Source organism: Chitinophaga sp. W3I9, assembly GCF_050434025.1.
Lineage (GTDB): Bacteria > Bacteroidota > Bacteroidia > Chitinophagales > Chitinophagaceae > Chitinophaga.
Genome location: NZ_JBNPWC010000001.1, coordinates 6,064,078 through 6,087,459 on the forward strand (window position 1 = coordinate 6,064,078; position 23,382 = coordinate 6,087,459).

Sequence of the window (23,382 nt, forward strand, 5' to 3'; positions counted from 1 at the left end):
TTCACAGCCATGACCCGTTATGTTACTCCCGTTATTATATTGCTGCTAATGGCCGGATGTGCTCCTGTGGCAGGCGAGCAAGGCAAAACTGCCGTGATGCGCCTGTATTCAAAAGCGGTGGCTGATTCCTTTTCTATCTTCGTAAACCTTCCGGATGATTACCATCCGGAGCAATCTCAAAAATACCCGGTGGTATACCTCCTGGATGCCAACCTGTATTTTGATGTGATGGCAGTTACCCTGAATAAATATGCCGGAGTAGGATTGGCGCCGAATGTGATTTTAGTGGGTATTGGTTATAAAGATTTTCCGGAGATGGATTCCTTAAGGAACCGGGATGACACCTATCCTGTTGCCATCCCGGAATATGAAATGAGCACCAGTGGCGGCGCCGATAAATTTCTGTCGTTTGTACACAGGGAGCTGATGCCGGTGATTGACCGGCAATATCGCACCGATACCACAAAGCGCGTACTGATGGGACATTCGCTTGGCGGTTATTTTACGGCGTATGCGCTTTACCGTGATCTGGCGGGCGCTTCCACCGGTTTCAGCGGATATATTGCGGCGAGCCCGGCATTACATTATAACCACTACTATTTGCCGGAGCAACTGAAAACAGCGGGGGGAAAGGACAGCATGCGGACGGATGTCAAGGCGTACTTTACATTCGGAGGGCAGGAGGAACCGGAGGCCGGGGATTCCGGGGCGTTATCCCTGCAGATACTGATGGTGCAACTAACGACTTCTATCTCCCCAAAGGTTACTTACCGGGGAGATGTTTATTCCAACCTGGGACATATGGATACGCAGCTGCCTACATTTATAAAAGGATTACAGTGGATATTGCCATCGGAATAGTGAAGCGCTCTTTCAATAGAATAGCGCCTAATTTTTCCCGATTGCGTAAATAATATTCCCTTTTCGCTTACCGGCCGGCCCTCTGCCGGCATAGCTTTGCCGCATTGCAGATGATGCGCCATTTATAAATTAAGATATAATGAAGAAATTCCTGTTTTCTGTTATTTTATGCTGTAGCCTTCAATCACTTTTTGCCCATGCTATCTGGATCGAAACCGTTACTACCGGGAAGATCGGGCAGGCACAGGAAGTGAAAGTTTTCCTGGGAGAATATGCCGATAACGAGCGCGATTCTATTCAGCACTGGTTCAGTAATATGAAAGATTTTACCCTGTACCTGGTAAAACCCGACGGACAAAAAGAGAAACTGACCTGTACCGCCAACGGCAATTACTTCACCGCCACCTTTACGCCTGCTGTTGCCGGCACGCACCTGTTAGCTATTGATCATACCGTGCAGGAAGTATACAGCGGCAGTAAGATCCATTATTATGCGATGGGGCTGGTGAAAGTCAACAATACTTTAACCGGCGCAGACAACGCAAAAGAACATACCGATTTCTCCATGCTGACGAATCTCAAAAAAGCAAACAAGCTGCATCAGCCGGCTACCGTGCAGTTAAGCTATAAGAAGGCTGTTCCTGCTGCCGGTGAAGTAACCGTACAGTCGCCGGAGGGATGGACTAAGAAATTCAAAGCCGGTCAGGCTGGTGATGTTACTTTTTCACCCGCATGGGCAGGCCGCTACCTGCTGGAAGGTACTTTTACCGAAGAAGCCAGCGGACAACATGAAGGCAAGGATTTTAATAAAGTATGGCACTGCGTTACTTACTGCATGGATGTAGATAAGTAAACGTAAAATGACTCAGAAGGGCTGGCAATTTTTGCCGGCCCTTCCCGTTTTATTTCGAGAATATCCTAATTTCATATCCTCTTAATAAGACCCATGAAACAACTGTTCTGTATAGCGCTTCTTTCCTTTTCCCTGTTTAGTATTCACTGCGGCCGGGGAACCGTGATCCCTCCTTCCTCCCTCCCGGATACGCTGCCCTCCATCACACAGGAAGGTAAAAATACTATTGGCAGCCTGGTAAACGGGAAGGTGTTCATTCCACGCGGAAGTGTAGGCCTGCCCAATCCCTCCGCATATTATGACCCTAGTACCAGGAACGGAAGTTTTAATGTATCCATGACCCGGTTCGACTTCGGCGACTCTGTGCAGCGGAGTTTCCAGATTATCGCCACCAACTTAAATAAAACGGGAACTTATCCTGTTACCACGCCTGCGGCGGATGTAGCCTTTGTATATACCCGGCTGCTAATGCGCACCCATACCGGTTGTGAGTATATTGGCATGGATGCGGCAAAGGTGCAACAGGAAGGGCAGCTGATTATCACGAAGTTGGACACCGAGCAAAAAATCATTGCCGGCACCTTTACCTGTACGCTGATAACCGCAGGTTGTGATACCGTTCATATGACAGACGGGCGGTTTGATATGAAGTACTAACCTTTATCCGTTATGACCTCCGCATAGATTTCTTCAAAATCTTTTCCTTTGTGCGATTGCCAGATACCGGCGAATTTTGTTTCCACTCCTTTCAAGAGCTGCACGCATAACTTACGGTCATCGTCGGTCATGTCGTGGAACATTACTTCCGCGAGCTGGCTGATCCGCCGCCTGCATTGGATCAATACTTTTTCGCCTTTGGGCGTTACTTTTAACCGTTTGGAGCGCTTGTCTTCTTTATCGTCATATTCGGCGAGGTAGCCGAGTTTTTTCAGCCGGTTTAACTTATCCGTGCCGGTAGACAGCTCCTGCAACGCCGCGTAGATCGCTTCTGTTTTCCGGGGTTCTTTTAACTGGGCAACCGTATTGAGCAATGAATATTCATCGATTGTGTTGATACCGGTGCCGTCCAGCGCCGCCACCGTGTAAATAGTGTGTAGTTTAAAGATTCTTCCTATTACCCGCATCAAAACGCCTTCGCTTTGTACCGGCAGAAACTTCCCTTCCGGCGGAACCGGTTTCCGTGTTTGTTTGCGTGCCAGGTAATGCCTGCAAAATTCTTCAATGCTGCCTTCCGGATGCTGATCATCAAATGCACCCCATTCAGTCATCAGTTCTACGGCTTTATTCATACCAGATATTTTATTTCCGAAGCAATAATAGAAAAAATACTCCGGATTTTTTGTTTTTACTATATTTCCGTTATACATTTACTTACATTATTTCGATTCTGTCATATAAAAATCATAGTCAGATGTCAACACAGATTATTTTCCAGGGCTTCGTTGTGCTCCACCTCATAGGATTTCTTCTCTTCGCCGGTACTTCGGTAGCGGATTTTGTAGGCTTCCGGCAGTTCTGGAAGCAGTACGACGTGGATAAAAGCAAAGCCGCCACGGTAATGCAGGCCATTTCTGTTTTCCCGGTATTAATGAGAGTGGGAATAGGGCTGATCATTCTTTCCGGCATAGGCATTATGTACATGACGCATGGCGTTTTTGGCGAGCAGTTGTGGTTCCGGGTGAAGTTCGCCCTGGTGATCGTTATTATCCTCAACACCTTCCTTTTCGGACAGCGGCAGAAAAAGCAGTTAAAGAAATCCTTTGAAACATCTGCCGGCACTGTTCAAAAGATCAGGGGCAACATCCGTTTGTTCCACACGATACAATTACTTTTCGTTTTCATCATCATCCTGTTGAGTGTTTACAAATTCAACTGATCAAACTGAACATCATGAAAAAAGATAAAATCATTTACTGGACCGCCACACTTATCCTTACCGGCGTAATGTTATGGAGCGCCTTTAATTTTGCTTTCAATCCTGAAATGAAAGGCGCCTTTGCTCACCTGGGGCTGCCCAACTGGTTCCGGATAGAACTTACCATTGCCAAGGTGCTGGGCTCACTGGCGCTGTTGTTGCCCTTTACGCCGCCAAAGCTCCGGGAGTTCGCCTACTTCGGGTTTGGCATAACCCTGATTTCCGCGGCGGTGGCGCATTTATCAAGCGGCGACAGTGTATTGCTGGAAATAGGTCATACTTCTTTTTTTGTAAGCCTGGTGGTTTCCTATGTTTACTATCGCAAACTGCATCCACCCGTGGTGGTTGCCTGATAACAGAAAGCCTTCGGACCGTATATGTCTGAAGGCTTTCTATTACTATTGTTATATTATTTCACGCCCAGGGCTGCGATTACTTTTTCGCCTGTTAACTGTGCGGAAGCAGGGTTCTGCCCGGTGATAAGGTTACCATCGGCTACTGCAAAGGGCTGCCAATCGGCCCCTTTCACATAGTTTGCTCCACGCTCCTTCAACATATCTTCCAAAGAAAAAGGTACTTCAGCGGTGGTTTGTCCGGCTACTTCTTCACTGTTGGTGAATGCCGAAACTTTTTTCCCTTTTACCAAAGGCGCGCCATTCTTATCCTTTACATTTTTCAGTGCAGCAGGTGCATGGCATACCAGTGCCACGGGTTTTCCGGCGGCATAAAATGTTTCTATCAGCTGCGCGGAGGTGGCATTATCTGACAGGTCCCACATGGGGCCATGTCCGCCGGGATAAAACACGGCATCATAATCCGCTGCCTGCACGTCTTTCAACAAAACAGTATGATTCAATCTTTCCTGGGCTGCCGGATCATTGAAAAATCTTTTTACTGATGCCGTGCTATAATCGGGTGCGGTGCTTTTTGGATCAATGGGCGCCTTTCCACCTGCGGGTGACGCAATGGTTACCTGGAACCCCTTATCGGTAAACAGGTAGTAGGGTGTGGCAAATTCTTCTATCCAGGTACCGGTTTTATGCCCGGTGCTTTTTACTTCGCTGAAGGAAGTCACTACAATAAGTATTTTTTTCATAGACTGATGATTAATTGTTTTTGTATGCTGGCTATATGCCTGAAAAGCCAGAAAGGGCAACAGTAACAGCAATAAGCCCGTTTTTTTAGTTTTCATTTACCTGATTTTTGCACAAAGTTGGTATTTATAAATATGTTGCAAAAGGAAACAGATCACCATTTAATTGTGATACAGGTCACAGCTTTTATGTTAATTTGTATCTTATGAGTAATGCGCTAAGGCAACATATTGAAGTAATCTCCCCACTCACCGATACGGAATTCGATCATATACAGTCGTACTTCACTGAAAAAAAATTACGTAAGCACCAGTTCCTGGTGCAGGAGGGCAACCTGGTAGGACATGAATATTTTGTGGTAAGCGGCTTGTTAAAAGCGGCATATTTTAATGAAGCCGGTAAAGAGCATATTATCCAGTTCGCGATGGAAAACTGGTGGATCACCGATTACCATGCGTACGTAAACCAAACAACTGCAAAGCTGAACATTGATAGTATTGAAGCATCTACCCTGCTGTGTTTATCTTTCGAAAATAAAAAGAAGCTCTGTGAAGCTTCCCATAAAATGGAGCATTTTTTCCGGGTAAAAGCCACTTCCGGCTATGTGGCGTCACAGCAGCGGATCCTGTCGCTGCTCAACAATGATGCGCAGTCGCGCTACGAACAGTTGCTGGCACAATACCCGGCGCTTTTTCAACGGGTTCCCAAAACATTGATTGCCGCCTATCTTGGCGTATCGCGTGAAACGCTGAGCCGGTTCTCAGGGAAGTAACTATTCCTTTTATTTTCTCCGGAAATAATTTACTATATTTGTAAGGTAAACTTATAACTTTACCTTACTATATGGCTTCCGGAAATCCGCACCAACTTGCCGCACAACTCCGTCCACTTCTTGCCAGGCTGGTGAGAAAGCTGCGAAAGCTATCGCCGGCAAATGAGGAGCTATCGCAGAGTGAGCGTTCTGTGCTGGTATTACTGGACCAGCACGATTACCTGCTGTCGGCAGAACTGGCGGTAATGGAGAAAATGACGCCGCAATCGATGGGACAATTACTCCAGCATCTTTTCCAGCTGAATTTAATCAACAGGACGGCCTCTCCCCACGACAAGCGGAAGATTCATATTTCCTTGTCGGCAGCGGGCAAAGCGCGGATCGAGCGGGTACGGAAAGAGCGGGACGAATGGTTAGGCAAGGCGATCAGCGAGGTTTGCACTAAAGAAGAGCAAGCGATCCTGCTGGCAGCCATCGGGCCTTTATCCAAATTGGTGGAGTACGAATAAAAGCGGGGAACTAACATGAACATCAGCACTTTTAATGCTTTCAAGAGTCGTAATTACCGGTTATATTTCAGTGGTCAGTCCATATCGCTGATAGGCACCTGGATGCAGAAAACTGCGGTCAGCTGGGTGATCTATTCGCAAACACATTCCAAATTCATGCTGGGGCTCACCCTTTTTGCGAGCATGTTTCCTTCCTTTGTTTTTTCCTTCCTGGGCGGTGTGGCTTCGGACCGGTATAACCGGTACAAGCTGTTGCTGATAACCCAGTTTGCATCTATGTTCCAGGCTGTTTTGTTAACGGTGCTGATTTACTTTAAGCACTACGAGGTGTGGCAGATCATTGGACTAAGCGCTTTCCTGGGGCTCATCAACGCATTTGATGTACCTGCGCGGCAATCGCTCGTTTATGAAATGGTGGAGAACAAAGCGGACCTTCCCAATGCGCTGGCGCTGAATTCCTCGATGGTAAATTTGTCGAGGCTCATTGGCCCCGGCATCGCCGGGCTGGCGCTTGAAAAATTCGGAGAAGACATTTGTTTTGGTATAAACGCCATCAGCTTTTTTGCCGTAATAGGATCGTTGCTGTGTATGAAGCTGCCCGCTTATACGCCCAAAGTGCGTACTACCAATATGCTGGGAGAGCTGAAAGAAGGGTTTGCCTATATCCGGGCCACTCCGGCTATTTCACTGATATTAGTCACACTGGCTTCTGTGAGCCTGCTGGTATTGCCTTACAGCACGCTGATGCCGGTGTATGCCAAAGATATTTTCAAGGGCAATGCTTCCACCTTTGGAGTGATAGACAGCGCCATCGGAATGGGCGCATTTTGCGGAGCTCTGTTCCTGGCATCCCTGAAACCAGGGAAAAACCTGCGGAAGATCCTGGCATTTAACACGCTGATATTCGGCGCAGGACTTGTACTATTCTCCCACTCCACTATTTACCCGGTTGCGCTGATATTTGCCACGGTAGCTGGTTTTGGGATGATGTCGCAAATCACGATCAGCAATACCCTGATACAGACAACCGTAGACCCCGCGATGCGTGGGCCGGGTGATCAGCTTTTATGCGATGGCATTTTTCGGGATGCAGCCGCTTGGTGGTTTGCTGGTGGGCGCTATTTCCCAATGGATAGGCACGCCCAATACCGTTTTGCTGCAAGGCCTGGTGACCATCGTTATTGGCGGACTCCTTTTCCGGCAACAACGGTTACAACCAGTAACCGCATTGCCGGCGCATGCGTAGAAATCTTATCTTTAAGGCTATATGTTAACCAACCGGATGAAAACAATATTGTTGACCTGCTGCGGACTCCTACTGTTTGCCGCGCTCCGTGCGCAAAACCTTGAAGGCGTATGGAAAGGCTATGCTGCCGCCGAATCACAGGGATGGTTTTATGGCACCGGCAGTTATATAATGGATATAAAACAAACCGCCGCCGGGAAATACACCGGCACTGCCTGGTTTTACGAAACGCCGCAACTGTATGGCGAACTAGCGGTGACTGGCCAACGAAACGACAGTGCCGATAACTGGCGTTTTGAAGAGATAAAATTCAACCAGCTCACCATCCCCAAAAATCATAGCGCCCGGCTGGCAGTCATGAGCCTGAAGTTGTTTGATATTGATGGAGAAACAGTGCTGCAGGGAAGCATGATCAGTTACTCAAAGTATACTGGTAAAGTACATACCAAAAGAGTGCTGCGGTTATCGAAGCTCAGCGGGGCGGCAATTGCTGCCCTGGAAATTCCAGGCAGCGGGAAAACATTTCCTCCATCGGAGGCTACTCCTCCACCCAAACCGGATACAGTACCACTTGCAGCGAAACCAGCGCCGGAACGGAAAAACCGGGTACAGGGAAGCTATGATATCAGCAGTCCGGGTATAGACATCAGCCTGTATGACTACGGCACCATTGATCACGATACTGTAACCGTATTTTTCAACGACGTAAAAGTGGCCGACCGGCAGGAACTTACCGGCAGCCCGTTGCGCATTCATCTTACAGCAGATACCACGCAGGAATACCAGGAGCTGGTATTACATGCCAATAACCTCGGCGATATTCCGCCCAACACCTCTAAAATGGTTATTTTAACCAGTGACAAGCGCTATGAATTGAAAGTTACTTCTTCAGAAACAGAAAATGCGATGATCCGTTTCCGTTATGTGCCGAAGGGAAAGTGAGTGTCAAGTGATGATACCTGGTATTACAAAATATCCGGCTGTCCGTTTTAAAATAAACAGGCAGCCGGATATTTTATAAGATAACGTAAATCCGTTAAAGATTTATCCACGGGCCATAGCCTGCCGCCTTCGTCCAGGTTCTCTGCATCAGGTTATCACTTGGTCCTTTTGCGAAAATATCTATTGAAAGGGAATCAGCTGAAGCAGTGCCGGGTGCTGAATAGATGTTGGCGCCAATGCTTTCCCATGTTTTCCAGGCAGCTGTAACAGACCAGTTAGTTGTCATCAGGTTATGATTTGCACCCAGCGCAAAGATATCCACAGTAAGGAAACCTCTTGCTATGGCAGAAGGAGCAGACGTAATATTACCACCAACGCTGTTCCATACTGTCCTGTCAGACTCTTTTGTCCAAACTCCCTGTACCAGTTGATTATCTTCCCCACGTGCGTACATCTCAAGGGAAGTTGGGTAACGGGATGTTGCAGAAGCAGCAGAGATAACCGTTACATTGAAATTCTGCCAATATAACCAACCTGCACCTTCTCCGTAATAAATAGTTTGCAAAACATTATTGTATCCTTTTGCAAAAATATTAAGTAAGCCGGATGCCCTTGATTCTGCGGCAGGCGCGGAAGTTAAGTTGCCTCCCAGATCTTTCCAGTCGCTCCACCCACCGGTGGTAGTCCAGGTTTTATAGAGCAGATTGTTGGCAGCTCCTCTTACAAACACATCTATACTGTTTTCGTCTTTAGAAGCAGCACCCGGATCAGATGTAAGCGTACCGCCCAGGTCTTTCCATGCCGACCAGCCCGTGCCAGGTATATAGATCTTCTCCAATAACGTATTTGTTTTGCTTCTTAAAAACAAATGGAGTTCTTTCGTACCTCTTCTATATGCGGCTGCAGGTACGCCAAATTCTCCTGGTGTATTTCCATAGAAATAATTCAACGCCACTACATCATTTGGATTAAACGGATGATCTCCGTTATCGATACAACCCAGCATCCAGCTGTAGGCTGCCCCGGTTGTAGGCGTTCCGTTAATATTGATCAGTTCTACCTGGTTATTTCCTGCCCTGTCCATCTGGGCATATGTACAGCTATATGGATTGTTAACATAGGTGGTATGTCTTAAACCAATAGCATGGCCTATTTGATGAGTGATCAATGTTGCCAGGCGGTTTCCATCCGGGCTATTACCCAGCGCGCTCACATTCAATAAAATGGGACTGGAAGGATTTCTTGGAGCAGCCGGGTAAGCGGAAGTCCGCGCCAATGTATTATTACCAAGATTACTATCACGGATTTCAATATCTGCGTTAGCGCTGCTGGTTACTTTTTTAAAGGTGACACGGAGATTTAAGGCATTATACCTGGCGATGGCAACTTCTGCCGCGGTAACATAAGCAGCCGGCAAACCGGATACTGATATGTTGATTTCACGTGGTAATGCATTCAGTGTATAGGAAAATTTATATTGGTCAGCTCCTCCTATAAAGAGCGTAGTATAGCCTTGCCGGGTTTCGAGGTCATTTTCCGTTAAAAATATATCCCCTTCCACCACATAACCGCCGTCCACTTTTGTAACATTCAGGGTATCAAATCCAAGTGAATTGATCCTGGTAATTGTAGCAGCAGGTATTTTATGGTCGTCCGGATGATCTTTTTTACAGGACGATAAGATTACAATGCCTGTAGCCAGGCAGGCGAGAATTCTAGTTAACAGATTCATAGATACTTGGGTAAATCGGATTAAAGGGATTTTTGAGTTTAATGAATTAAGGCACAAAAGTAGCGTTTATACTTATTCTCTCCATATTTTTTCACTTCCTGAGATGTTCATAATAAACACTTTCTCTTGAAAATGCGAGGGATTAAACACTTTTAGTATAAACAACAGGGCTTCCGTTCGAAAAACGGAAGCCCTATCATTTATACTAAAGCATTTATTTAACCGGTATTTCCCGGAGAATATGCAACAGGTAATCGTAGAACTTTCCAACGGACGAGATCTGCACTTTTTCATCCGGGGAATGTGCGCCTCGGATGGTAGGGCCGAAAGAGATCATATCCGGGTTGCCGAGGTGTGCGCCCAGGATACCGCATTCGAGGCCGGCATGACAGGCCCCTACGTTAGGTGTGTGGCTGAAATGATCTTTATACAAGGCCAGTAATAACCGGAGTATTGCAGAATCGGCATCGGGCTTCCATCCAGGGTAATCGCCGCCCTGGTTTATTTCGCAGCCGATTATTTCAAATGCGGCGCTCACGGCAGTGGCTACATCGCTTTTAGTACTTTCCACGCTGCTGCGTTGCAGGGATTGTGTAATAAAAACACCCTCCTTTGCCTGTACCCTGGCGAGGTTGGAGGATGCTTCCACCAGTCCCTCGATGTCAGGACTCATGCGGAACACGCCGTTGGGCACTGTGTAAATGGCGCGCAGCAGCTGCGGGAGATAGGCCGGGTCCATTACCAGCGAAGGCATCGCCGTTTCCTTACATTCCAGTACGAAGGAGGGCTCTATGATTTTATACTCGTCTTTTATGGTGGCTTCAAATTCACTGATAACGTTCATGAACTTATCCTTATCCGCAGCCTGAATAGCCACAATGGCCTGTGATTCGCGGGGGATAGCGTTCCGGAGGCTTCCGCCATCTAAACTGGCCAGCTGAATGTTTACCTGCCCTGCTGCTTTATACAGTAACCGGTTCATCACCTTATTGGCGTTGGCCCTGCCCTTATGAATTTCCATACCGGAGTGGCCGCCCAGTAATCCTTTAATGCTGATTTGAAATGCGATGGCGTTTTTACCTGCGGGCACTTCCTTATAAACGCCTTTTGTATTGGTGTCGATGCCGCCGGCACAACCGATGGTCAGCTCATCTTCCTCCTCTGTATCGAGGTTCAGGAGGATCTTCCCGGAGAAGTTAACGGGGTCCAGTTGCTTGGCGCCGGTCATGCCCGTTTCCTCATCGATGGTAAACATGGCCTCAATAGCGGGGTGCGGGACATCCTTTGCCGCCAGTACCGACATGATAGCCGCTACACCGATGCCATTATCTGCACCCAGTGTGGTACCACGGGCTTTCACCCAGTCGTTGTCCACGTACATATCGATGCCCTGGGTATCAAAGTCAAATACCGTATCGCTGTTTTTCTGATGAACCATATCGAGGTGCGACTGGAGGATAACCGTTTGCCGGTTTTCCATGCCGGGGGTTGCAGGCTTCTTGATGACTACGTTACCGATGGCGTCCTTTGTGGTTTCCAGGCCAAGACGTTTTCCGAAATCCATCATAAAAGCGATCACTCTTTCTTCCTTTTTGGAAGCGCGGGGAACGGCGTTCAGTTCAGCAAAATGCTGCCATAAGTGTTTTGGTGATAAATCTTTTATTTCCATTGAAATATATTAACCGTTGATAAAGGTATTTGTAAAGATAATTCATCCCCGGTTGCTTTGGTACGGTTTTTAAACTTTTATCCCGCGTCAATAATTACATTTAAATTAATTTTATGGAACATAATCTTACGAATACCACGCCCAAACAGAAGCTCCTGATAGTGGAAGATGAAGGGGAAATGTGTTTACTCATCAATTTATTGCTCGACGGGAAAGAGATGGAGATAGAGCATGTACAAACAATTTCCGATGCTGTGGAATATTTTCAACAGCAGCCCCCAGCCATTGTATTGCTGGATAACCGGCTGCCGGATGGGTACGGACTGGACTTTATCAGTTATATCAAGGAAAAATATCCGGCCACCAGGATTATCATGATATCAGGGATGGATGCGGCTGCAAAGGATGTGGCGCTGGCTAACGGTGCAGATCTGTTCCTGGAGAAACCTTTTAATAAAACAATGCTATACAATTCTATTGAGAAGCTGATGAACTAAAATAATTTCACCCGGTGCTGCTTCATCCCGGCGCCGGGTGAATAACCCCACCTACTTTTTGGTAGGCGCTTGTTTTGCATTGTTACTCCTGCTAACTTGGCTGCTTAATTATTATCTTTAGCATAATCAAGCACCCGGTAATGACTTCAGAGAAAAAAATTCCCACACTATACGAATGGGCCGGCGGTATGCCCGTATTTGAAAAGCTGATGAATGCCTTTTATGAAAAGGTATTGCAGGATGAATTATTAGCGCCCGTATTCCGGCATATGTCGCCTGCACATCAATTGCATGTAGCGCATTTTATTGCGGAAGTTTTCGGCGGACCAAAAATGTACAGTGAAGAAGATGGCTCTCATTTTAAGATGATCCAAAAACACCTCGGGAAACACCTCACTGAGCAACACCGGAAAAGATGGGTGCAACTGCTGATAGAAACGGCCGACACGCTGAACCTCCCGGATGATCCCGAATTCAGGTCTGCTTTTGTGGCGTATATCGAATGGGGAACACGTATAGCCGTAATCAACTCCAGGGAAACGGAAGTACCCCTGAAGCCGGATGAACCGATGCCGAAGTGGGGATGGGGAGAACCGGGCGGACCTTATATTCCCTGAGGCCGGCCCATGCCCTTTTCCCAGTCCTTCCTGATCCTTAGCAGGATCATGAGATAAGGGATATCTACTAACAACCAGAAAATATTCGTGGCCACTACCACGTAGCCCATCATCCCGTGAGCCATACTAATGTAAGAGCTGTAGCACCCCACCAGTATGGAAATTGCCACTGCTACCAGGGATAACAGTATAGCGTACTTCTTCTCCAGCAAAATTAAAAGGTTAGGCAGGAACCTTATCAGCGGAAGCAACACGGCAGTGGCAATAGAAAATATTACGGTAAGACTGAATTCATTCAACTTAAATACATCAGGATACCGGATATACCGGAAACAGTTGCCTAACAGCGAATAAATGGAAGAAACCATAAAAACCCAGGCATATATTCTCAGCGCAAGCGGCATTATATCGCGGCGGCGAACGGCTGATTCGCCTGAAAAATCTTTGTCAAAAATGGAGGAAATATCGTTGGTCACAGAGATGATTTAAGCTGTAAGATATTAAATTTCTTCTCAACAGGTTATAGTCCTCCAATGATGATCAGGTCTGTTGTAGTGCTTCCATCAGCGGCGGGGTATTGCTTCCGTTGAAGATCCATTATCTTAAACCCGTTTTCTTTCAAAGCATTCACCAGGTAATCAGCCTGATGATAGTACATATACAGCTCATCGCCCGCACTGGAGCGCTGAATGCCGGATCTGGCATAATCATCTTCCATCGTGCTGATATAAAACACGCCACCCGGCGCCAGTAAGCGGGCGGCATCCCCGATCATTTTCACGGCCTCTTCCCGGCTGAGATATGGCAGGCAAAACCCACACATAATCCCCTCGAACAATTTGTTCAGCCGGAGGATGTCCCTGGCATCCATCAGTATAAACTCCGCCGACAGATTATTGCTGCGGGCCAGTTCCAGCATATTGGGCGCCAGGTCTATTCCCAGCACGTGAATGTCCGGCCGCTGCTGCAGCAGGTATTTGGTGATATTGCCGGGACCACAGGCGATCTCTAAAACAGCTGCCTCTTGTTTGGGAATACTGTTGCAGAAAAGATCAAATGAATCGTGGTATAATGCCACGTCCATAAATTTATCCTGGTATTGGACCGCACGTTTATCAAAAACGTTGATGGCCTGCTGTAGCTTGTCCATACCTGAATGTATGAAAATAACAGGCAACTGCCTCAACGAGGGCAATTACTCCGTAAGACCATTGGGATCCATTGTAAGCGCTTCGCTCATGTAATCTAAAAACGGGCGCATGGCTTTAAAGGTCAGGTTTACTTCTTTCAGAAAATCTGCACTCAACACCTCTTTATCAGTGAACTTCCTTACCAGTACAAACTGCTTATGACGCAACAGGTCGATCGCTTCATGATCCGGGGCAAAACCTTTCGGCGCAGTTTTCAACTGTTCTCCCTCCAGTGTTTTAAAATAGGTTTTGAAAGATTTACTGTTGAGGATCTTTCTCAGCGGTGCCGGATCAAACGCGATTTCTTCCCGGATCCGCTTCAGGTCTTCCGGAACGGGCCCCCAGAATCCGCCTGCAACGAAGCTGTTGCCTTCTTCTATATGAAAATAATATCCGCCCCTGCGGAATTTGGTGGCGCGCCGGAAGCTCCCGCTCCAATGTGTTTTATAAGGGGTTTTATCGTTGGAAAAACGGGTGTCCCTGTAAATGCGGAACAGGCTCTTTTTCCCGGAGGGCGTTTCTATCAGGTCATGCACCGAAAGTTCAGCCAGCAGTGCTTCTGCAAATTCTTCTACCAGGCCCAGCTCTTGCTGATAAGTTGTTTTGTGGGCATTAAACCAGTCCCTGTTGTTATTCTCTTTTAATTTACTTAAAAAATGAAAGCCCGACTGGTGTATGTGTGGTTGTGATGTATGCTTCTTTGCCATGATGTTCCGTTATTTATAAAACCTGCTACCCCTGTTGATAACAGGTTACAAAAGTAAGTTTTTTCCCTTTGCCGGGGCAAACGGAAACAGATAATTGCCTATATTCACAAAGCACATGGCAGCGTGATTGTGTTGCTAATTACGAACCCAAATGAATAAACAGCATCCATGAAAATAGCCACTTATAATGTTAACGGCGTCAACGGACGTCTCCCGGTATTACTTCGCTGGTTAAAGGAAACGGCGCCTGATGTGGCCTGTTTACAGGAATTAAAAGCACCTCCTGAAAAATTTCCGGAGCAGGCCATCCGCGATGCGGGTTACTCCCCCATCTGGCACGGACAAAAAAGCTGGAACGGCGTAGCCATCCTTTCCCGGATAGGTGAACCCAAAGAAATAAGAAGAGCGCTCCCCGGAGATCCCGAGGATATCCACAGCCGTTATATAGAAGCCGAAATTAATAACGTTACCATTGGTTGTCTTTATTTACCAAACGGCAACCCCGCTCCCGGTCCTAAGTTCGATTATAAGCTGAGCTGGTTCAAACGCCTCACGGCGCACGCCAAAGAGCTGCTGGCGGCCAAAACACCGGTGGTACTGACAGGCGACTATAACGTAATGCCCACGGAACAGGATGTATACAAACCGGAACGTTGGGTGGATGATGCCCTCTTCCGCCTCGAAACGCGCGAAGCATTCAGGAACCTGAGGGATCAGGGCTGGACTGATGCCATCCGGAAACTATACCCTGATGAAAAGATCTATACCTTCTGGGATTATTTCCGTAATGCATATGGCCGCGATGCGGGCCTGCGTATCGATCACTTTTTACTGAGCCCGCAACTGGATAGTCGTCTCGTTGCCGGTGGCGTGGACCGCCATGTGCGCGGTTGGGAAAAGAGCAGTGATCATGCGCCGGTGTGGATAGAGCTGACAGATGTATGAACATCACCGTTATCCCACCAAATATTAGTACCTTAAAAGACAAATACCTGTAGACTATGACCACAAAAGAAACTTTCACCCTCCACGGCGAAAACCTCTTAAAAAAGATCAAAGAGCTGATTGCTGAAGGGAATGTACGGAAGATTACTATTACAGATAAAGAAGGAAAGGAGCTGATGACTTTCCCGTTAACCATTGGCGTAGTGGGTGCATTACTGGCGCCCGTTTTTGCAGCAGTTGGCGCACTGGCGGCACTGATCGGCGAGTGCAGCATTACCGTAGAAAGAGAACCCAAAAAGGAATAGCAATTTCACGATTTGATAATATTGCGGTAACATAGTCTTCATACGGAAAGGGCACATTTGCGCCTTAAACGTATCAACCACTATGACTGTAGTACGCTACTTTGCTCCATTAGGATTTGTGTTCCTTTTTGCCTGTCAGAAAAACGACACCCCTCCTGATAACAACAATACGTCTTATCCTGCCAAAGCCACCCTGGCTGGTGCTGTAGTAATGACCACCAACATGGCCGGTGTAAAAGTTTACAATGGCGGTTATGGATCTTCTATTGCAAACGTGCCCGGGCAGCCAGGCTATTTTTACCTGATGACCGACCGCGGTCCGAATGCAGATGGTATCATCAAGGACTCCAAAGTATTTGCCGTACCGGGATTTAATCCACAGATCGGAAAATTCAAGCTGAATGGCGACTCGCTCGTACTAGTAGAAACCATTCATATCAAATCTGCTGCAAACGTACCCGTAACGGGGCTTCCCAATCCTGCAGGATCAGGCGGTACCGGGGAAACGGCGCTCGACAAAGATGGCAAAACACTTCCTGTAGATGCAGAAGGTATCGACTGTGAAGGTCTTACGGTAGCAGCTGACGGTACTTTCTGGCTGAGTGACGAATACGGTCCGCACCTGGTGCATCTCGACAGAAGCGGCAAAACATTGGAAAGGATCAATCCTTTTGGTACAGGCACCGGCGGCAGGAAGATCCCTAAAGTATTTGCGATGCGCCGCGCCAACCGTGGCATGGAAGGGCTTACCATTACCCCTGACGGCAAAACACTGGTAGGCATTATGCAGTCGCCCTTATACAATCCTACCAAAGATGCGGTGAAAAACTCCCTGTTTACCCGCATCCTCACCTATGATATCGCCTCCGGTCAAACTAAGCAATACCTCTATAAACTGGAAAACAAAAATACCGCTAACAGCGAAATCACCGTGATCAGCAATAGTACCTTCCTGGTGCTGGAGCGCGACGGTGAATTCCCCGGCGATCCGGTTAAACCATCGCTGATCAAAAGAATCTATAAAATCGACCTTTCGGCAGCTACTGATATTTCTGATGCCGGCGACGGCGCGGGCGGCAAGCTGGTGAATGGCAAAACAGTAGAAGTGCTGACCGATGAAGAACTGCAGGCTGCAGGCATCAAAACCGTTTCCAAATCGCTGGTGGTTGACCTGTTGAAAGATATCGCCGGTTACCCGCATGATAAACCGGAAGGTATTGTACTGGTGAACAGCACTACCCTGGCAGTGAGCAACGACGATGACTTTGGCATCGTTCCCCCTGATCCGGTTAACAATACCTATATCCAGAAAATACTGCCGCTTACCGGCAAAACAGATTTTAATACTGTCTATTTTATTAAACTGGTTACACCATTGTTTTAAACGATACATTACCATAACCTGCAACGCCTGCGCCAAGCGCGGGCGTTGTACTTTTATACAAGGCTGTGATCATTATTCCCTTATCTTTCCGGAAAATAAAACAATCTTATTTGCCGGATTGTTAGCTTATACATGCCAAGCATTCCGTTAATCATCTAAAAAAAATTATGAAGATACCTGCAAAATTATCTGTTATCATGCTCCTCTTGTTGGTATACGCCTGTGGCAACCCGGGCAACGAAAAAGGGTTACAACAAGGCAGCGATACCAGCAGTACAAAAAAGGAGGTTGCTATAGACAGCACCGATGTGTTGGAAAATAAAGTACTGTCGTCCAACGAACAGCAGTCATTGACGCCGGAAAGGGTGCTTGATATTTTAAAAGAGGGAAATGAGGACTTTGTAAATGACCGCTTAACGGTCAGGAATACTTCTTCCAGGGTAAGGGCAGCGGCATTGAGCCAGTTTCCTAAGGCAGTGATTTTGTCGTGCCTGGATTCAAGGGTACCCGTGGAAGATGTTTTTCACAGGGGGATCGGCGATGTATTTGTGGCGCGTGTGGCGGGGAATATTGTGAATGAAGATATGCTGGGCAGTATTGAATATGGCTGCAAAGTATCCGGCGCAAAGGTAATCCTGGTGCTGGGACACGAGCATTGCGGCGCGATTAAGTCGGCCATCGATAATGTAAAACTGGGCAATATAACCGCGCTGCTGTCAAAAATACGGCCGGCAGTTACCAGTATCAAGGAGTTTAAAGGAGATATGAACAGCAAAAATGAGTCCTATGTACATGCCGTTTGCGAGCAAAATGTAAGGCTAACGGTAGAGAATATACGTAAAAATAGCCCTATTATTGCAGAAATGGAAAAAAAGAAGCAACTGATCATTACAGGCGGCGTTTACGATATGAACAGCGGAAAGGTTACTTTCTTTTAACAGCTACACTAACAGGCAAGGCTATGCTTACACAAAGGGGATTAACGGCCATTACACTCAACAGGGACAAGATCACCACCCCGGGGGAATATCCTTTCAACATACCCGCGTTAAAAAACTTTTCAACCCTGCAGTTGCATCCGAAGGTTACCTACCTTTCCGGTGAAAACGGCATGGGAAAATCCACCCTGATAGAGGCCATTGCGGTGGCCTGTGGTTTTAACCCCGAAGGTGGCTCACTGAATTTCACGTTTTCCACGCGTGCTTCCCATTCGGTATTACATCAGTATATCCGGGTAGCCAGGGCGGCAGCGCGCGCAAAGGATGGCTTTTTCCTGCGAGGGGAGAGCTTTTTCAACGTGGGTACCAACATTGAAGAACTGGACCGGGAAGGTATGGGCCGGCGGGTGATTGACAGTTACGGCGGCGTGTCCCTGCACGAGCAATCACATGGGGAGGCGTTCTGGTCTTTGCTGGTGCATCGCTTTTCCGGTAATGGCCTGTATATACTGGATGAACCGGAAGCCGCGCTTTCCCCTACGCGGCAAATGGCCATGCTCACAAGAATGCACCAGCTAATCGGGCAGCAGTCGCAGTTTATCATTGCCACGCATTCTCCTATTGTAATGGCTTACCCCGATGCCCTTATTTACCAGCTGACAGAAAACGGGATCCAAAAAACCAGTTATACCGCCACAGAAAATTATAAGATCTCTCACCAGTTTATCAATAATTACAAGAACATGGTGAAAATCCTGCTGGAAGATGTTTAATCTTTAAAATCAGGCACCACATAGCTATAGGCGGTATAACGCAGTTCACTCCATGCGTTTTTCCCCGGGAATTTAAATCCCGGGTATAGTTCCTGTTCTACCGGTACAAATACGATCCTTACCCTGATGCGGCTGCGTCCTTTTGTAAGGGCGGCCGGAACCAGCCATTCATCATCGCGGAAGCGGCGGTTACTGGTTTGCACTTCGTACACCCTTTTATCCAGTTCTTTTGGCGGATTGCTATGCATGCAGGTATTGGCGCCGGCCAGGTACCAGGTGCCGGCGGGCTTCCATTTAAGATGGGTGGTGTCTCCGTTGTCGTCTGCGATATATATTGCTGCCTTTTGATTAGGGTGACTGTAATCCAGTGTACGCCGCAGCAGCGCACCAACGTTGGCGGGATCGAGGCGGATGGTGAATTCCGACACGCCGGTGGTATAACGGCCATCTTCTGTGTGTACGGGGTAGATTTCTTTTCTGCCCTGTCCTTTAATGTTAAGCGAATCAACACCCAGTTCGTAACGGGAAACAATGGATTCTACCGGAGATGCCTGCGGAGAATGATAGCCATGTTGCTGTTCACTGCCCGGATCACCGATATCCAGTTCATCTGTTTTTATCAAAGAGGGGGCGGGCAGTCCATACCAGTAGGTAACGGATTCATAGTGTTCGGTGGAGCGATTGTCCACACCATGTTCCAGCTGGATGCGGGCATTGCGTCCAAAGGGCATGAGATCAGCGAGGAGGAAACGGTATGCCGAGTGGATGAGGTCTTTTTTATCTTTTGCCTGCTCCTTCCGGGCTACGCCGCACGGATGCCCGGCAAGTGGAAGCGACATATTCCTCCCGCCCCAGTAATCGCCGCCACCACCCCACTCTTCCGTACCCGTGCCCTGAGCCTGCGGCGTTTGGCTGTCGTCGAAGAAAAAACGCGGGTCTCCCTCCAGCGTGCCGAGATCGCCGCTATGTGTAAAAATAAAAGAGGTGCCAACAAAATTGCCTGACCATTCGGATTTGCCTTCCATTCCACGTGTATCCAGCAACGTTAGATCTTCTCCCAATTCCGGTGATGGAAAATTGCGGTAGGTAGCATGGAAATAGCTGCTGAATGCGGGCCGCAATTGCTGTTGCTGGTAGCGAATCTCATAGTTAATGAAAGTCTCCCCGGGTGTGATACCAGCCAGTTCAAACTTTGCCGCCTTGAAGAATGGCATCGGATAGTAGCAGGCCAGCACTACATTTTGCCGGATACTATCATAGCGGATATTGATAGGAAAGCCTTTTACAAGGTATTCCCGGGCGCCCGCGTTGTGCAGGGTACCTGCGCCAAAGAACAGGCTGAGTGGCGCATCTATAGAAGGTAGGGAGGCATCGTCCCAGGTAACCAACAGGCGGAGTCTTTCCAGTTTTTCCGCGTCTGCAAGCGGAATAGTGAATTTAAGGGCCCTTACTACCGCCATACCACGTATATCCGTCAACGTTACCTTTTCCTGGTTGAGCGCTACCGTTCCCTGGCGGGTTGGTATATGTACCGGTGCAATATCCTGCCCTGCTTTACTGAGCAGCGCTACTACGTCTTTGTCGGGTGCTTTTTCTATATCCCAGCTGTTGATGCGTTGTGAAAGATTGCGGGGGTTGGCAAACAACTGGTAAATATAGTACCCTGTGCCGTAGTGTGTGCGGGAATACGCGATGCGCAGGGATTGCCGGAATGGAATAGGTGTCCAGATGAGGTCTGCTCCTTTGGTGTCGCCCCAGGTCCAGGCCAGCGGGCGGGGAAACGGCGCAGCCGGGATGAAGGCGCTTGCTTTAATGTTCCGGAGGGCATTTACAGGATCTTCGGTAGCCGTTTCTTTTATGGTATGTTTCTGTCCGTCCGTAGTGAAATGCCAGGGACTTCCATGCCAGTGGTTGGTACGAAAAAAATAAAGTATACCCGTTCCCGTTACATCCAATGTAACGTTATCCGTTTCGCCGTTCATGAAAAGATAGTGGCTGGCGTCGGCCGCTTCATTACTGCCGGAGCGGTCGTAGGTACTTCTCATATAAGTTCGCATTCCGAACCGTTGAGAGGGCCATTTGTCCCACATCCGGTATGCATCGGCGCCGGCAGGTATCACGGGGAGGCGCTGAGCCTGAAGCGGCAGCACGGATTTACAGAGGACAAGCACCAGCAGGCAGGTATACCGTAAATACGTTGTCACGCATGATTTCAGCGGGTGTATGTGTTTTGCAACTATCATAAATTGTATTAGCTTCATTATATAATTCCGTTGTATGAAACCGATTCTGCGTAAGGTTGACACCGGCCATAACTATTCGTTCAGCATCCGGGAAGACATCTACCCTTACCTTTATAATCACTGGCATTACCACCCGGAAATTGAACTTACGCTGATCCGCAAGGGCAGCGGTATGCGGCTGGTGGGCGACAGTATGGAAAGATTTGAAGATGGCGACCTGGTGCTGCTGGGCAGTGAACTTCCGCACATGTGGCGGAGCGATGCCATTTACTTCCAGGATCAACCCGGGTTGCAGATAGAAGCCATTGCCATACATTTCGGAGACCACTTCTGGGGCGCCGGTTTCCTTGACCTGCCGGAACTGACAGCAATAAAAGAACTGCTTGCAAAAGCCAGGCACGGCATCCGGATTCATGGCGTTACCCGTGAACTGATCAGCCGGGAAATGGAGAACATCCTCAAAGCCGGGCAGGTACAAAGGATCACCTCCCTGCTCAACATACTGGACACCATCGCCGGTTCAAAAGACTGTACCCTGCTGTCGAGCATTGGTTTCGCCAGTTCCTACAACATCATCAACACCGATAACATCAACAAGATCTATCATTATACCTTCAATAATTTCCGTAACAAAATCACTCTCAAAGAAGTGGCTGCGGCGGCCAACGTAAGCCCCAATTCCTTTTGCCGGTATTTCAAATCCAGGACACTGAAAACGTACTGGCAGTTTTTAATGGAAGTACGCATTGGCTATGCCTGTAAACTGTTGATAGAAAACAACCTGCCTATGTCGCAGGTAGGCTATACCTGTGGATTCAACAACCTCTCCAATTTCAACCGGCAGTTCAAACTGCTCACACACAAAACGCCGCTGCAATACCAGAAGGTATACGTGCAGGCCAAAACGGGCTAGTTTTTTCCATAACGCTTTACGCGCAGGGCAGCCTGTGCTTTATGTCCCGCAAATCCTTCCAGTTCACACAGCCGCATGGCATATTCGCCAATCATAGCGCTGGCTTCCGGCGTGCAACGCTGATAGGTACAATTTTTCAGGAACTTACCTACCCATAGTCCGCCGGTATACTTTGCCGCTTTGCGGGTGGGCAGTGTATGATTGGTACCAATCACTTTGTCGCCGTAAGCTACATTGGTTTCAGGTCCCAGGAACAAGGCGCCGTAGTTGGTCATTTTTTCAAGGAATACACCGGGGTTGCGGGTGAGCACTTCCACATGTTCACTGGCCAGTTCGTCTGCTACGGCGATGGCTTCTGCTTCGTCTTTTACCAATATCACGGCACCATTATTTTCCCAGGCCACCCTTGCGATGTCCGCAGTGGATAAAAAGTTGAGCTGTCTTTCTATCTCCACCAGGGTTTCACGGGCCAGCTGTTCAGAAGTGGTGATGAGCACACCTGGAGAGGTGGGGCCATGTTCTGCCTGCCCTAATAAGTCGCAGGCCACCATTTCCGCATCGGCGGTTTCATCTGCAATCACCAGTATTTCCGTAGGACCGGCAAACAGGTCGATGCCTACCCTACCATAGAGTTGCCGTTTGGCTTCTGCTACATAGGCATTTCCCGGCCCTACAATCATGTCCACCGGGGTGATGGACCCGGTGCCTATTGCCATGGCGCATAGTGCAGGCACGCCGCCTAAAATGTAGATTTCATCGGCTCCTGCAAGGTGCATGGCACAAACAGTGGCTTCCGGCACCTGGCCGTTGATAGGTGGCGTGCAGGCGATGACCCGTTTTACGCCGGCTACTTTTGCGGTGAGGATACTCATGTGCGAAGAGGCCACCATCGGGTATCTTCCACCGGGAATATAACACCCTACGCTGTTGACCGGGATATTTTTATGCCCCAGGAAGATGCCCGGCAGTGTTTCTATTTCGATATCCCGGATGGAAGCGCGTTGCTGCTCCGCAAAAAAACGGATCTGCTGTTGCGCAAACTGGATATCGCGGATCACCTGGTCCGGTGTGCGTGCTATAATCTCCCGGATAGCTGCTGCCGATAACAGAAAGGCAGGTGGCGACCAGCGATCCAGGGAAGCGGAATACTTCACCACGGCAGCGTCGCCGTGCTGTTCTATCTCACTGATCATTTTCTCTACCGTTTCCTTTACCCGGGCATCGGTAGCTTTTAATGCCGCTTCGCTCTTCCCTTCTTTTAAAAAAACAGCCATAGT

At 48.1% G+C, this 23,382-nt stretch carries 26 protein-coding genes; 17 read left to right on the forward strand and 9 right to left on the reverse strand.

Annotated features, from left to right (window positions below; all coding sequences use genetic code 11):
- Positions 1-9: 9 nt before the first annotated feature.
- The 3 genes from QFZ51_RS24660 (at position 10) to QFZ51_RS24670 (ending at position 2,371) form a co-directional block, all read left to right on the forward strand.
- Entirely contained in the window at positions 10-861 is an 852-nt protein-coding gene (locus QFZ51_RS24660) for an alpha/beta hydrolase (RefSeq protein WP_429050005.1), read from the forward strand.
- A 139-nt stretch (positions 862-1,000) separates the two neighbouring features.
- On the forward strand, positions 1,001-1,714 hold the full coding sequence (locus tag QFZ51_RS24665) for a hypothetical protein (RefSeq protein WP_429050007.1): 714 nt from the start codon (positions 1,001-1,003) through the stop codon (positions 1,712-1,714).
- Positions 1,715-1,807: 93 nt separating this feature from the next.
- A complete protein-coding gene (locus QFZ51_RS24670; RefSeq protein WP_429050009.1) occupies positions 1,808-2,371 on the forward strand; it encodes a hypothetical protein in 564 nt (187 codons plus the stop codon).
- Here the strand turns inward: QFZ51_RS24670 and QFZ51_RS24675 are convergent.
- A complete protein-coding gene (locus QFZ51_RS24675; protein WP_429050011.1) occupies positions 2,368-3,003 on the reverse strand; it encodes a MarR family winged helix-turn-helix transcriptional regulator in 636 nt (211 codons plus the stop codon). The two genes, QFZ51_RS24670 and QFZ51_RS24675, sit on opposite strands and share 4 nt — an antisense overlap.
- A 122-nt stretch (positions 3,004-3,125) precedes the next feature.
- On the opposite strand from QFZ51_RS24675, the gene QFZ51_RS24680 reads away from it, so the two are divergent.
- Together QFZ51_RS24680 and QFZ51_RS24685 are read left to right on the forward strand one after the other, a co-directional pair.
- Positions 3,126-3,590, forward strand: coding sequence for a hypothetical protein (locus QFZ51_RS24680; RefSeq protein WP_429050013.1), 465 nt, complete (start codon positions 3,126-3,128; stop codon positions 3,588-3,590).
- 14 nt (positions 3,591-3,604) lie between these two features.
- Entirely contained in the window at positions 3,605-3,982 is a 378-nt protein-coding gene (locus QFZ51_RS24685; RefSeq protein ID WP_429050014.1) for a DoxX family protein, read from the forward strand.
- 56 nt (positions 3,983-4,038) lie between these two features.
- Here the strand turns inward: QFZ51_RS24685 and QFZ51_RS24690 are convergent, their stop codons facing one another.
- Positions 4,039-4,725 carry a type 1 glutamine amidotransferase domain-containing protein gene (locus QFZ51_RS24690; protein ID WP_429050016.1) on the reverse strand — a complete coding sequence of 229 codons (687 nt, stop codon included), beginning with the start codon at positions 4,723-4,725 and terminating at the stop codon, positions 4,039-4,041.
- A gap of 203 nt (positions 4,726-4,928) precedes the next feature.
- Between QFZ51_RS24690 and QFZ51_RS24695 the strand changes: the two genes are divergently transcribed.
- From QFZ51_RS24695 to QFZ51_RS24710, 4 genes are all read left to right on the forward strand, one after another.
- The gene (locus tag QFZ51_RS24695; RefSeq protein WP_429050018.1) at positions 4,929-5,495 is read left to right on the forward strand and encodes a Crp/Fnr family transcriptional regulator; all 567 of its coding nucleotides are present in this window, start codon (positions 4,929-4,931) and stop codon (positions 5,493-5,495) included.
- Positions 5,496-5,566: 71 nt separating this feature from the next.
- Positions 5,567-6,004 carry a MarR family winged helix-turn-helix transcriptional regulator gene (locus QFZ51_RS24700; RefSeq protein WP_429050020.1) on the forward strand — a complete coding sequence of 146 codons (438 nt, stop codon included), beginning with the start codon at positions 5,567-5,569 and terminating at the stop codon, positions 6,002-6,004.
- Between the two features lie 15 nt (positions 6,005-6,019).
- Positions 6,020-7,354, forward strand: coding sequence for an MFS transporter (locus tag QFZ51_RS24705; protein ID WP_429050023.1), 1,335 nt, complete (start codon positions 6,020-6,022; stop codon positions 7,352-7,354).
- The gene (locus QFZ51_RS24710) at positions 7,287-8,192 is read left to right on the forward strand and encodes a hypothetical protein (RefSeq protein ID WP_429050026.1); all 906 of its coding nucleotides are present in this window, start codon (positions 7,287-7,289) and stop codon (positions 8,190-8,192) included. The genes QFZ51_RS24705 and QFZ51_RS24710 overlap by 68 nt, the downstream gene beginning before the upstream one ends.
- 94 nt (positions 8,193-8,286) lie before the next feature.
- On the opposite strand, the gene QFZ51_RS24715 is transcribed toward QFZ51_RS24710, so the two are convergent.
- A complete protein-coding gene (locus QFZ51_RS24715) occupies positions 8,287-9,924 on the reverse strand; it encodes a M57 family metalloprotease (RefSeq protein WP_429050028.1) in 1,638 nt (545 codons plus the stop codon).
- Between the two features lie 214 nt (positions 9,925-10,138).
- Positions 10,139-11,593: an aminoacyl-histidine dipeptidase gene (locus QFZ51_RS24720; RefSeq protein WP_429050030.1), complete on the reverse strand. Its 1,455-nt coding sequence runs from the start codon at positions 11,591-11,593 to the stop codon at positions 10,139-10,141.
- A 113-nt stretch (positions 11,594-11,706) separates the two neighbouring features.
- Between QFZ51_RS24720 and QFZ51_RS24725 the strand changes: the two genes are divergently transcribed.
- Together QFZ51_RS24725 and QFZ51_RS24730 are read left to right on the forward strand one after the other, a co-directional pair.
- Positions 11,707-12,090, forward strand: coding sequence for a response regulator (locus QFZ51_RS24725; protein WP_429050032.1), 384 nt, complete (start codon positions 11,707-11,709; stop codon positions 12,088-12,090).
- Positions 12,091-12,230: 140 nt separating this feature from the next.
- Positions 12,231-12,707, forward strand: a complete 477-nt coding sequence (locus tag QFZ51_RS24730) for a group II truncated hemoglobin (RefSeq protein WP_429050034.1) — start codon at positions 12,231-12,233, stop codon at positions 12,705-12,707.
- Here the strand turns inward: QFZ51_RS24730 and QFZ51_RS24735 are convergent.
- The 3 genes from QFZ51_RS24735 to QFZ51_RS24745 are packed head-to-tail and all read right to left on the reverse strand — an operon-like array spanning position 12,695 to position 14,604.
- On the reverse strand, positions 12,695-13,183 hold the full coding sequence (locus tag QFZ51_RS24735) for a hypothetical protein (protein WP_429050036.1): 489 nt from the start codon (positions 13,181-13,183) through the stop codon (positions 12,695-12,697). The genes QFZ51_RS24730 and QFZ51_RS24735 overlap by 13 nt on opposite strands.
- Positions 13,184-13,227: 44 nt before the next feature.
- Positions 13,228-13,857 carry a class I SAM-dependent methyltransferase gene (locus QFZ51_RS24740; protein WP_429050038.1) on the reverse strand — a complete coding sequence of 210 codons (630 nt, stop codon included), beginning with the start codon at positions 13,855-13,857 and terminating at the stop codon, positions 13,228-13,230.
- A 45-nt stretch (positions 13,858-13,902) separates the two neighbouring features.
- Entirely contained in the window at positions 13,903-14,604 is a 702-nt protein-coding gene (locus tag QFZ51_RS24745; RefSeq protein ID WP_429050039.1) for a DUF2461 domain-containing protein, read from the reverse strand.
- A gap of 168 nt (positions 14,605-14,772) precedes the next feature.
- Between QFZ51_RS24745 and xth the strand changes: the two genes are divergently transcribed.
- From xth to QFZ51_RS24770, 5 genes are all read left to right on the forward strand, one after another.
- Positions 14,773-15,549: an exodeoxyribonuclease III gene (gene xth / locus QFZ51_RS24750; RefSeq protein WP_429050040.1), complete on the forward strand. Its 777-nt coding sequence runs from the start codon at positions 14,773-14,775 to the stop codon at positions 15,547-15,549.
- A gap of 56 nt (positions 15,550-15,605) precedes the next feature.
- Positions 15,606-15,854, forward strand: a complete 249-nt coding sequence (locus QFZ51_RS24755; RefSeq protein WP_370907671.1) for a DUF4342 domain-containing protein — start codon at positions 15,606-15,608, stop codon at positions 15,852-15,854.
- 82 nt (positions 15,855-15,936) lie between these two features.
- Positions 15,937-17,238, forward strand: coding sequence for an esterase-like activity of phytase family protein (locus QFZ51_RS24760; RefSeq protein ID WP_429050042.1), 1,302 nt, complete (start codon positions 15,937-15,939; stop codon positions 17,236-17,238).
- 167 nt (positions 17,239-17,405) lie between these two features.
- Positions 17,406-18,176: a carbonic anhydrase family protein gene (locus QFZ51_RS24765; protein ID WP_429050044.1), complete on the forward strand. Its 771-nt coding sequence runs from the start codon at positions 17,406-17,408 to the stop codon at positions 18,174-18,176.
- Positions 18,177-18,199: 23 nt separating this feature from the next.
- On the forward strand, positions 18,200-18,949 hold the full coding sequence (locus QFZ51_RS24770) for an AAA family ATPase (RefSeq protein WP_429050045.1): 750 nt from the start codon (positions 18,200-18,202) through the stop codon (positions 18,947-18,949).
- Here QFZ51_RS24770 and QFZ51_RS24775 read toward each other — a convergent pair.
- Complete coding sequence (locus tag QFZ51_RS24775; protein WP_429050047.1) at positions 18,946-21,192, reverse strand: DUF2961 domain-containing protein; 2,247 nt, start codon at positions 21,190-21,192, stop codon at positions 18,946-18,948. The two genes, QFZ51_RS24770 and QFZ51_RS24775, sit on opposite strands and share 4 nt — an antisense overlap.
- A gap of 34 nt (positions 21,193-21,226) precedes the next feature.
- Here QFZ51_RS24775 and QFZ51_RS24780 point away from each other — a divergent pair, with 34 nt between their 5' ends.
- On the forward strand, positions 21,227-22,105 hold the full coding sequence (locus QFZ51_RS24780; protein ID WP_370907676.1) for an AraC family transcriptional regulator: 879 nt from the start codon (positions 21,227-21,229) through the stop codon (positions 22,103-22,105).
- On the opposite strand, the gene hisD is transcribed toward QFZ51_RS24780, so the two are convergent.
- The gene (hisD, locus tag QFZ51_RS24785) at positions 22,102-23,379 is read right to left on the reverse strand and encodes a histidinol dehydrogenase (protein ID WP_429050048.1); all 1,278 of its coding nucleotides are present in this window, start codon (positions 23,377-23,379) and stop codon (positions 22,102-22,104) included. The genes QFZ51_RS24780 and hisD overlap by 4 nt on opposite strands.
- Between the last annotated feature and the right edge of the window lie 3 nt (positions 23,380-23,382).

Bases quoted from the DNA above. Each gene is read 5' to 3' on its own strand.
- QFZ51_RS24690 (WP_429050016.1), bottom strand. From the start codon at position 4,725: ATGAAAAAAATACTTATTGTAGTGACTTCCTTCAGCGAAGTAAAAAGC.
- QFZ51_RS24670 (WP_429050009.1), top strand. From the start codon at position 1,808: ATGAAACAACTGTTCTGTATAGCGCTTCTTTCCTTTTCCCTGTTTAGT.
- QFZ51_RS24765 (WP_429050044.1), top strand. From the start codon at position 17,406: ATGAAGATACCTGCAAAATTATCTGTTATCATGCTCCTCTTGTTGGTA.
- QFZ51_RS24760 (WP_429050042.1), top strand. From the start codon at position 15,937: ATGACTGTAGTACGCTACTTTGCTCCATTAGGATTTGTGTTCCTTTTT.
- QFZ51_RS24685 (WP_429050014.1), top strand. From the start codon at position 3,605: ATGAAAAAAGATAAAATCATTTACTGGACCGCCACACTTATCCTTACC.
- QFZ51_RS24775 (WP_429050047.1), bottom strand. From the start codon at position 21,192: ATGATAGTTGCAAAACACATACACCCGCTGAAATCATGCGTGACAACG.
- QFZ51_RS24730 (WP_429050034.1), top strand. From the start codon at position 12,231: ATGACTTCAGAGAAAAAAATTCCCACACTATACGAATGGGCCGGCGGT.
- QFZ51_RS24755 (WP_370907671.1), top strand. From the start codon at position 15,606: ATGACCACAAAAGAAACTTTCACCCTCCACGGCGAAAACCTCTTAAAA.
- QFZ51_RS24780 (WP_370907676.1), top strand. From the start codon at position 21,227: ATGAAACCGATTCTGCGTAAGGTTGACACCGGCCATAACTATTCGTTC.
- QFZ51_RS24725 (WP_429050032.1), top strand. From the start codon at position 11,707: ATGGAACATAATCTTACGAATACCACGCCCAAACAGAAGCTCCTGATA.
- QFZ51_RS24740 (WP_429050038.1), bottom strand. From the start codon at position 13,857: ATGGACAAGCTACAGCAGGCCATCAACGTTTTTGATAAACGTGCGGTC.
- xth (WP_429050040.1), top strand. From the start codon at position 14,773: ATGAAAATAGCCACTTATAATGTTAACGGCGTCAACGGACGTCTCCCG.
- QFZ51_RS24715 (WP_429050028.1), bottom strand. From the start codon at position 9,924: ATGAATCTGTTAACTAGAATTCTCGCCTGCCTGGCTACAGGCATTGTA.
- QFZ51_RS24695 (WP_429050018.1), top strand. From the start codon at position 4,929: ATGAGTAATGCGCTAAGGCAACATATTGAAGTAATCTCCCCACTCACC.
- QFZ51_RS24770 (WP_429050045.1), top strand. From the start codon at position 18,200: ATGCTTACACAAAGGGGATTAACGGCCATTACACTCAACAGGGACAAG.
- QFZ51_RS24680 (WP_429050013.1), top strand. From the start codon at position 3,126: ATGTCAACACAGATTATTTTCCAGGGCTTCGTTGTGCTCCACCTCATA.
- QFZ51_RS24675 (WP_429050011.1), bottom strand. From the start codon at position 3,003: ATGAATAAAGCCGTAGAACTGATGACTGAATGGGGTGCATTTGATGAT.
- QFZ51_RS24665 (WP_429050007.1), top strand. From the start codon at position 1,001: ATGAAGAAATTCCTGTTTTCTGTTATTTTATGCTGTAGCCTTCAATCA.
- QFZ51_RS24705 (WP_429050023.1), top strand. From the start codon at position 6,020: ATGAACATCAGCACTTTTAATGCTTTCAAGAGTCGTAATTACCGGTTA.
- QFZ51_RS24745 (WP_429050039.1), bottom strand. From the start codon at position 14,604: ATGGCAAAGAAGCATACATCACAACCACACATACACCAGTCGGGCTTT.
- QFZ51_RS24660 (WP_429050005.1), top strand. From the start codon at position 10: ATGACCCGTTATGTTACTCCCGTTATTATATTGCTGCTAATGGCCGGA.
- QFZ51_RS24720 (WP_429050030.1), bottom strand. From the start codon at position 11,593: ATGGAAATAAAAGATTTATCACCAAAACACTTATGGCAGCATTTTGCT.
- QFZ51_RS24710 (WP_429050026.1), top strand. From the start codon at position 7,287: ATGAAAACAATATTGTTGACCTGCTGCGGACTCCTACTGTTTGCCGCG.
- hisD (WP_429050048.1), bottom strand. From the start codon at position 23,379: ATGGCTGTTTTTTTAAAAGAAGGGAAGAGCGAAGCGGCATTAAAAGCT.
- QFZ51_RS24700 (WP_429050020.1), top strand. From the start codon at position 5,567: ATGGCTTCCGGAAATCCGCACCAACTTGCCGCACAACTCCGTCCACTT.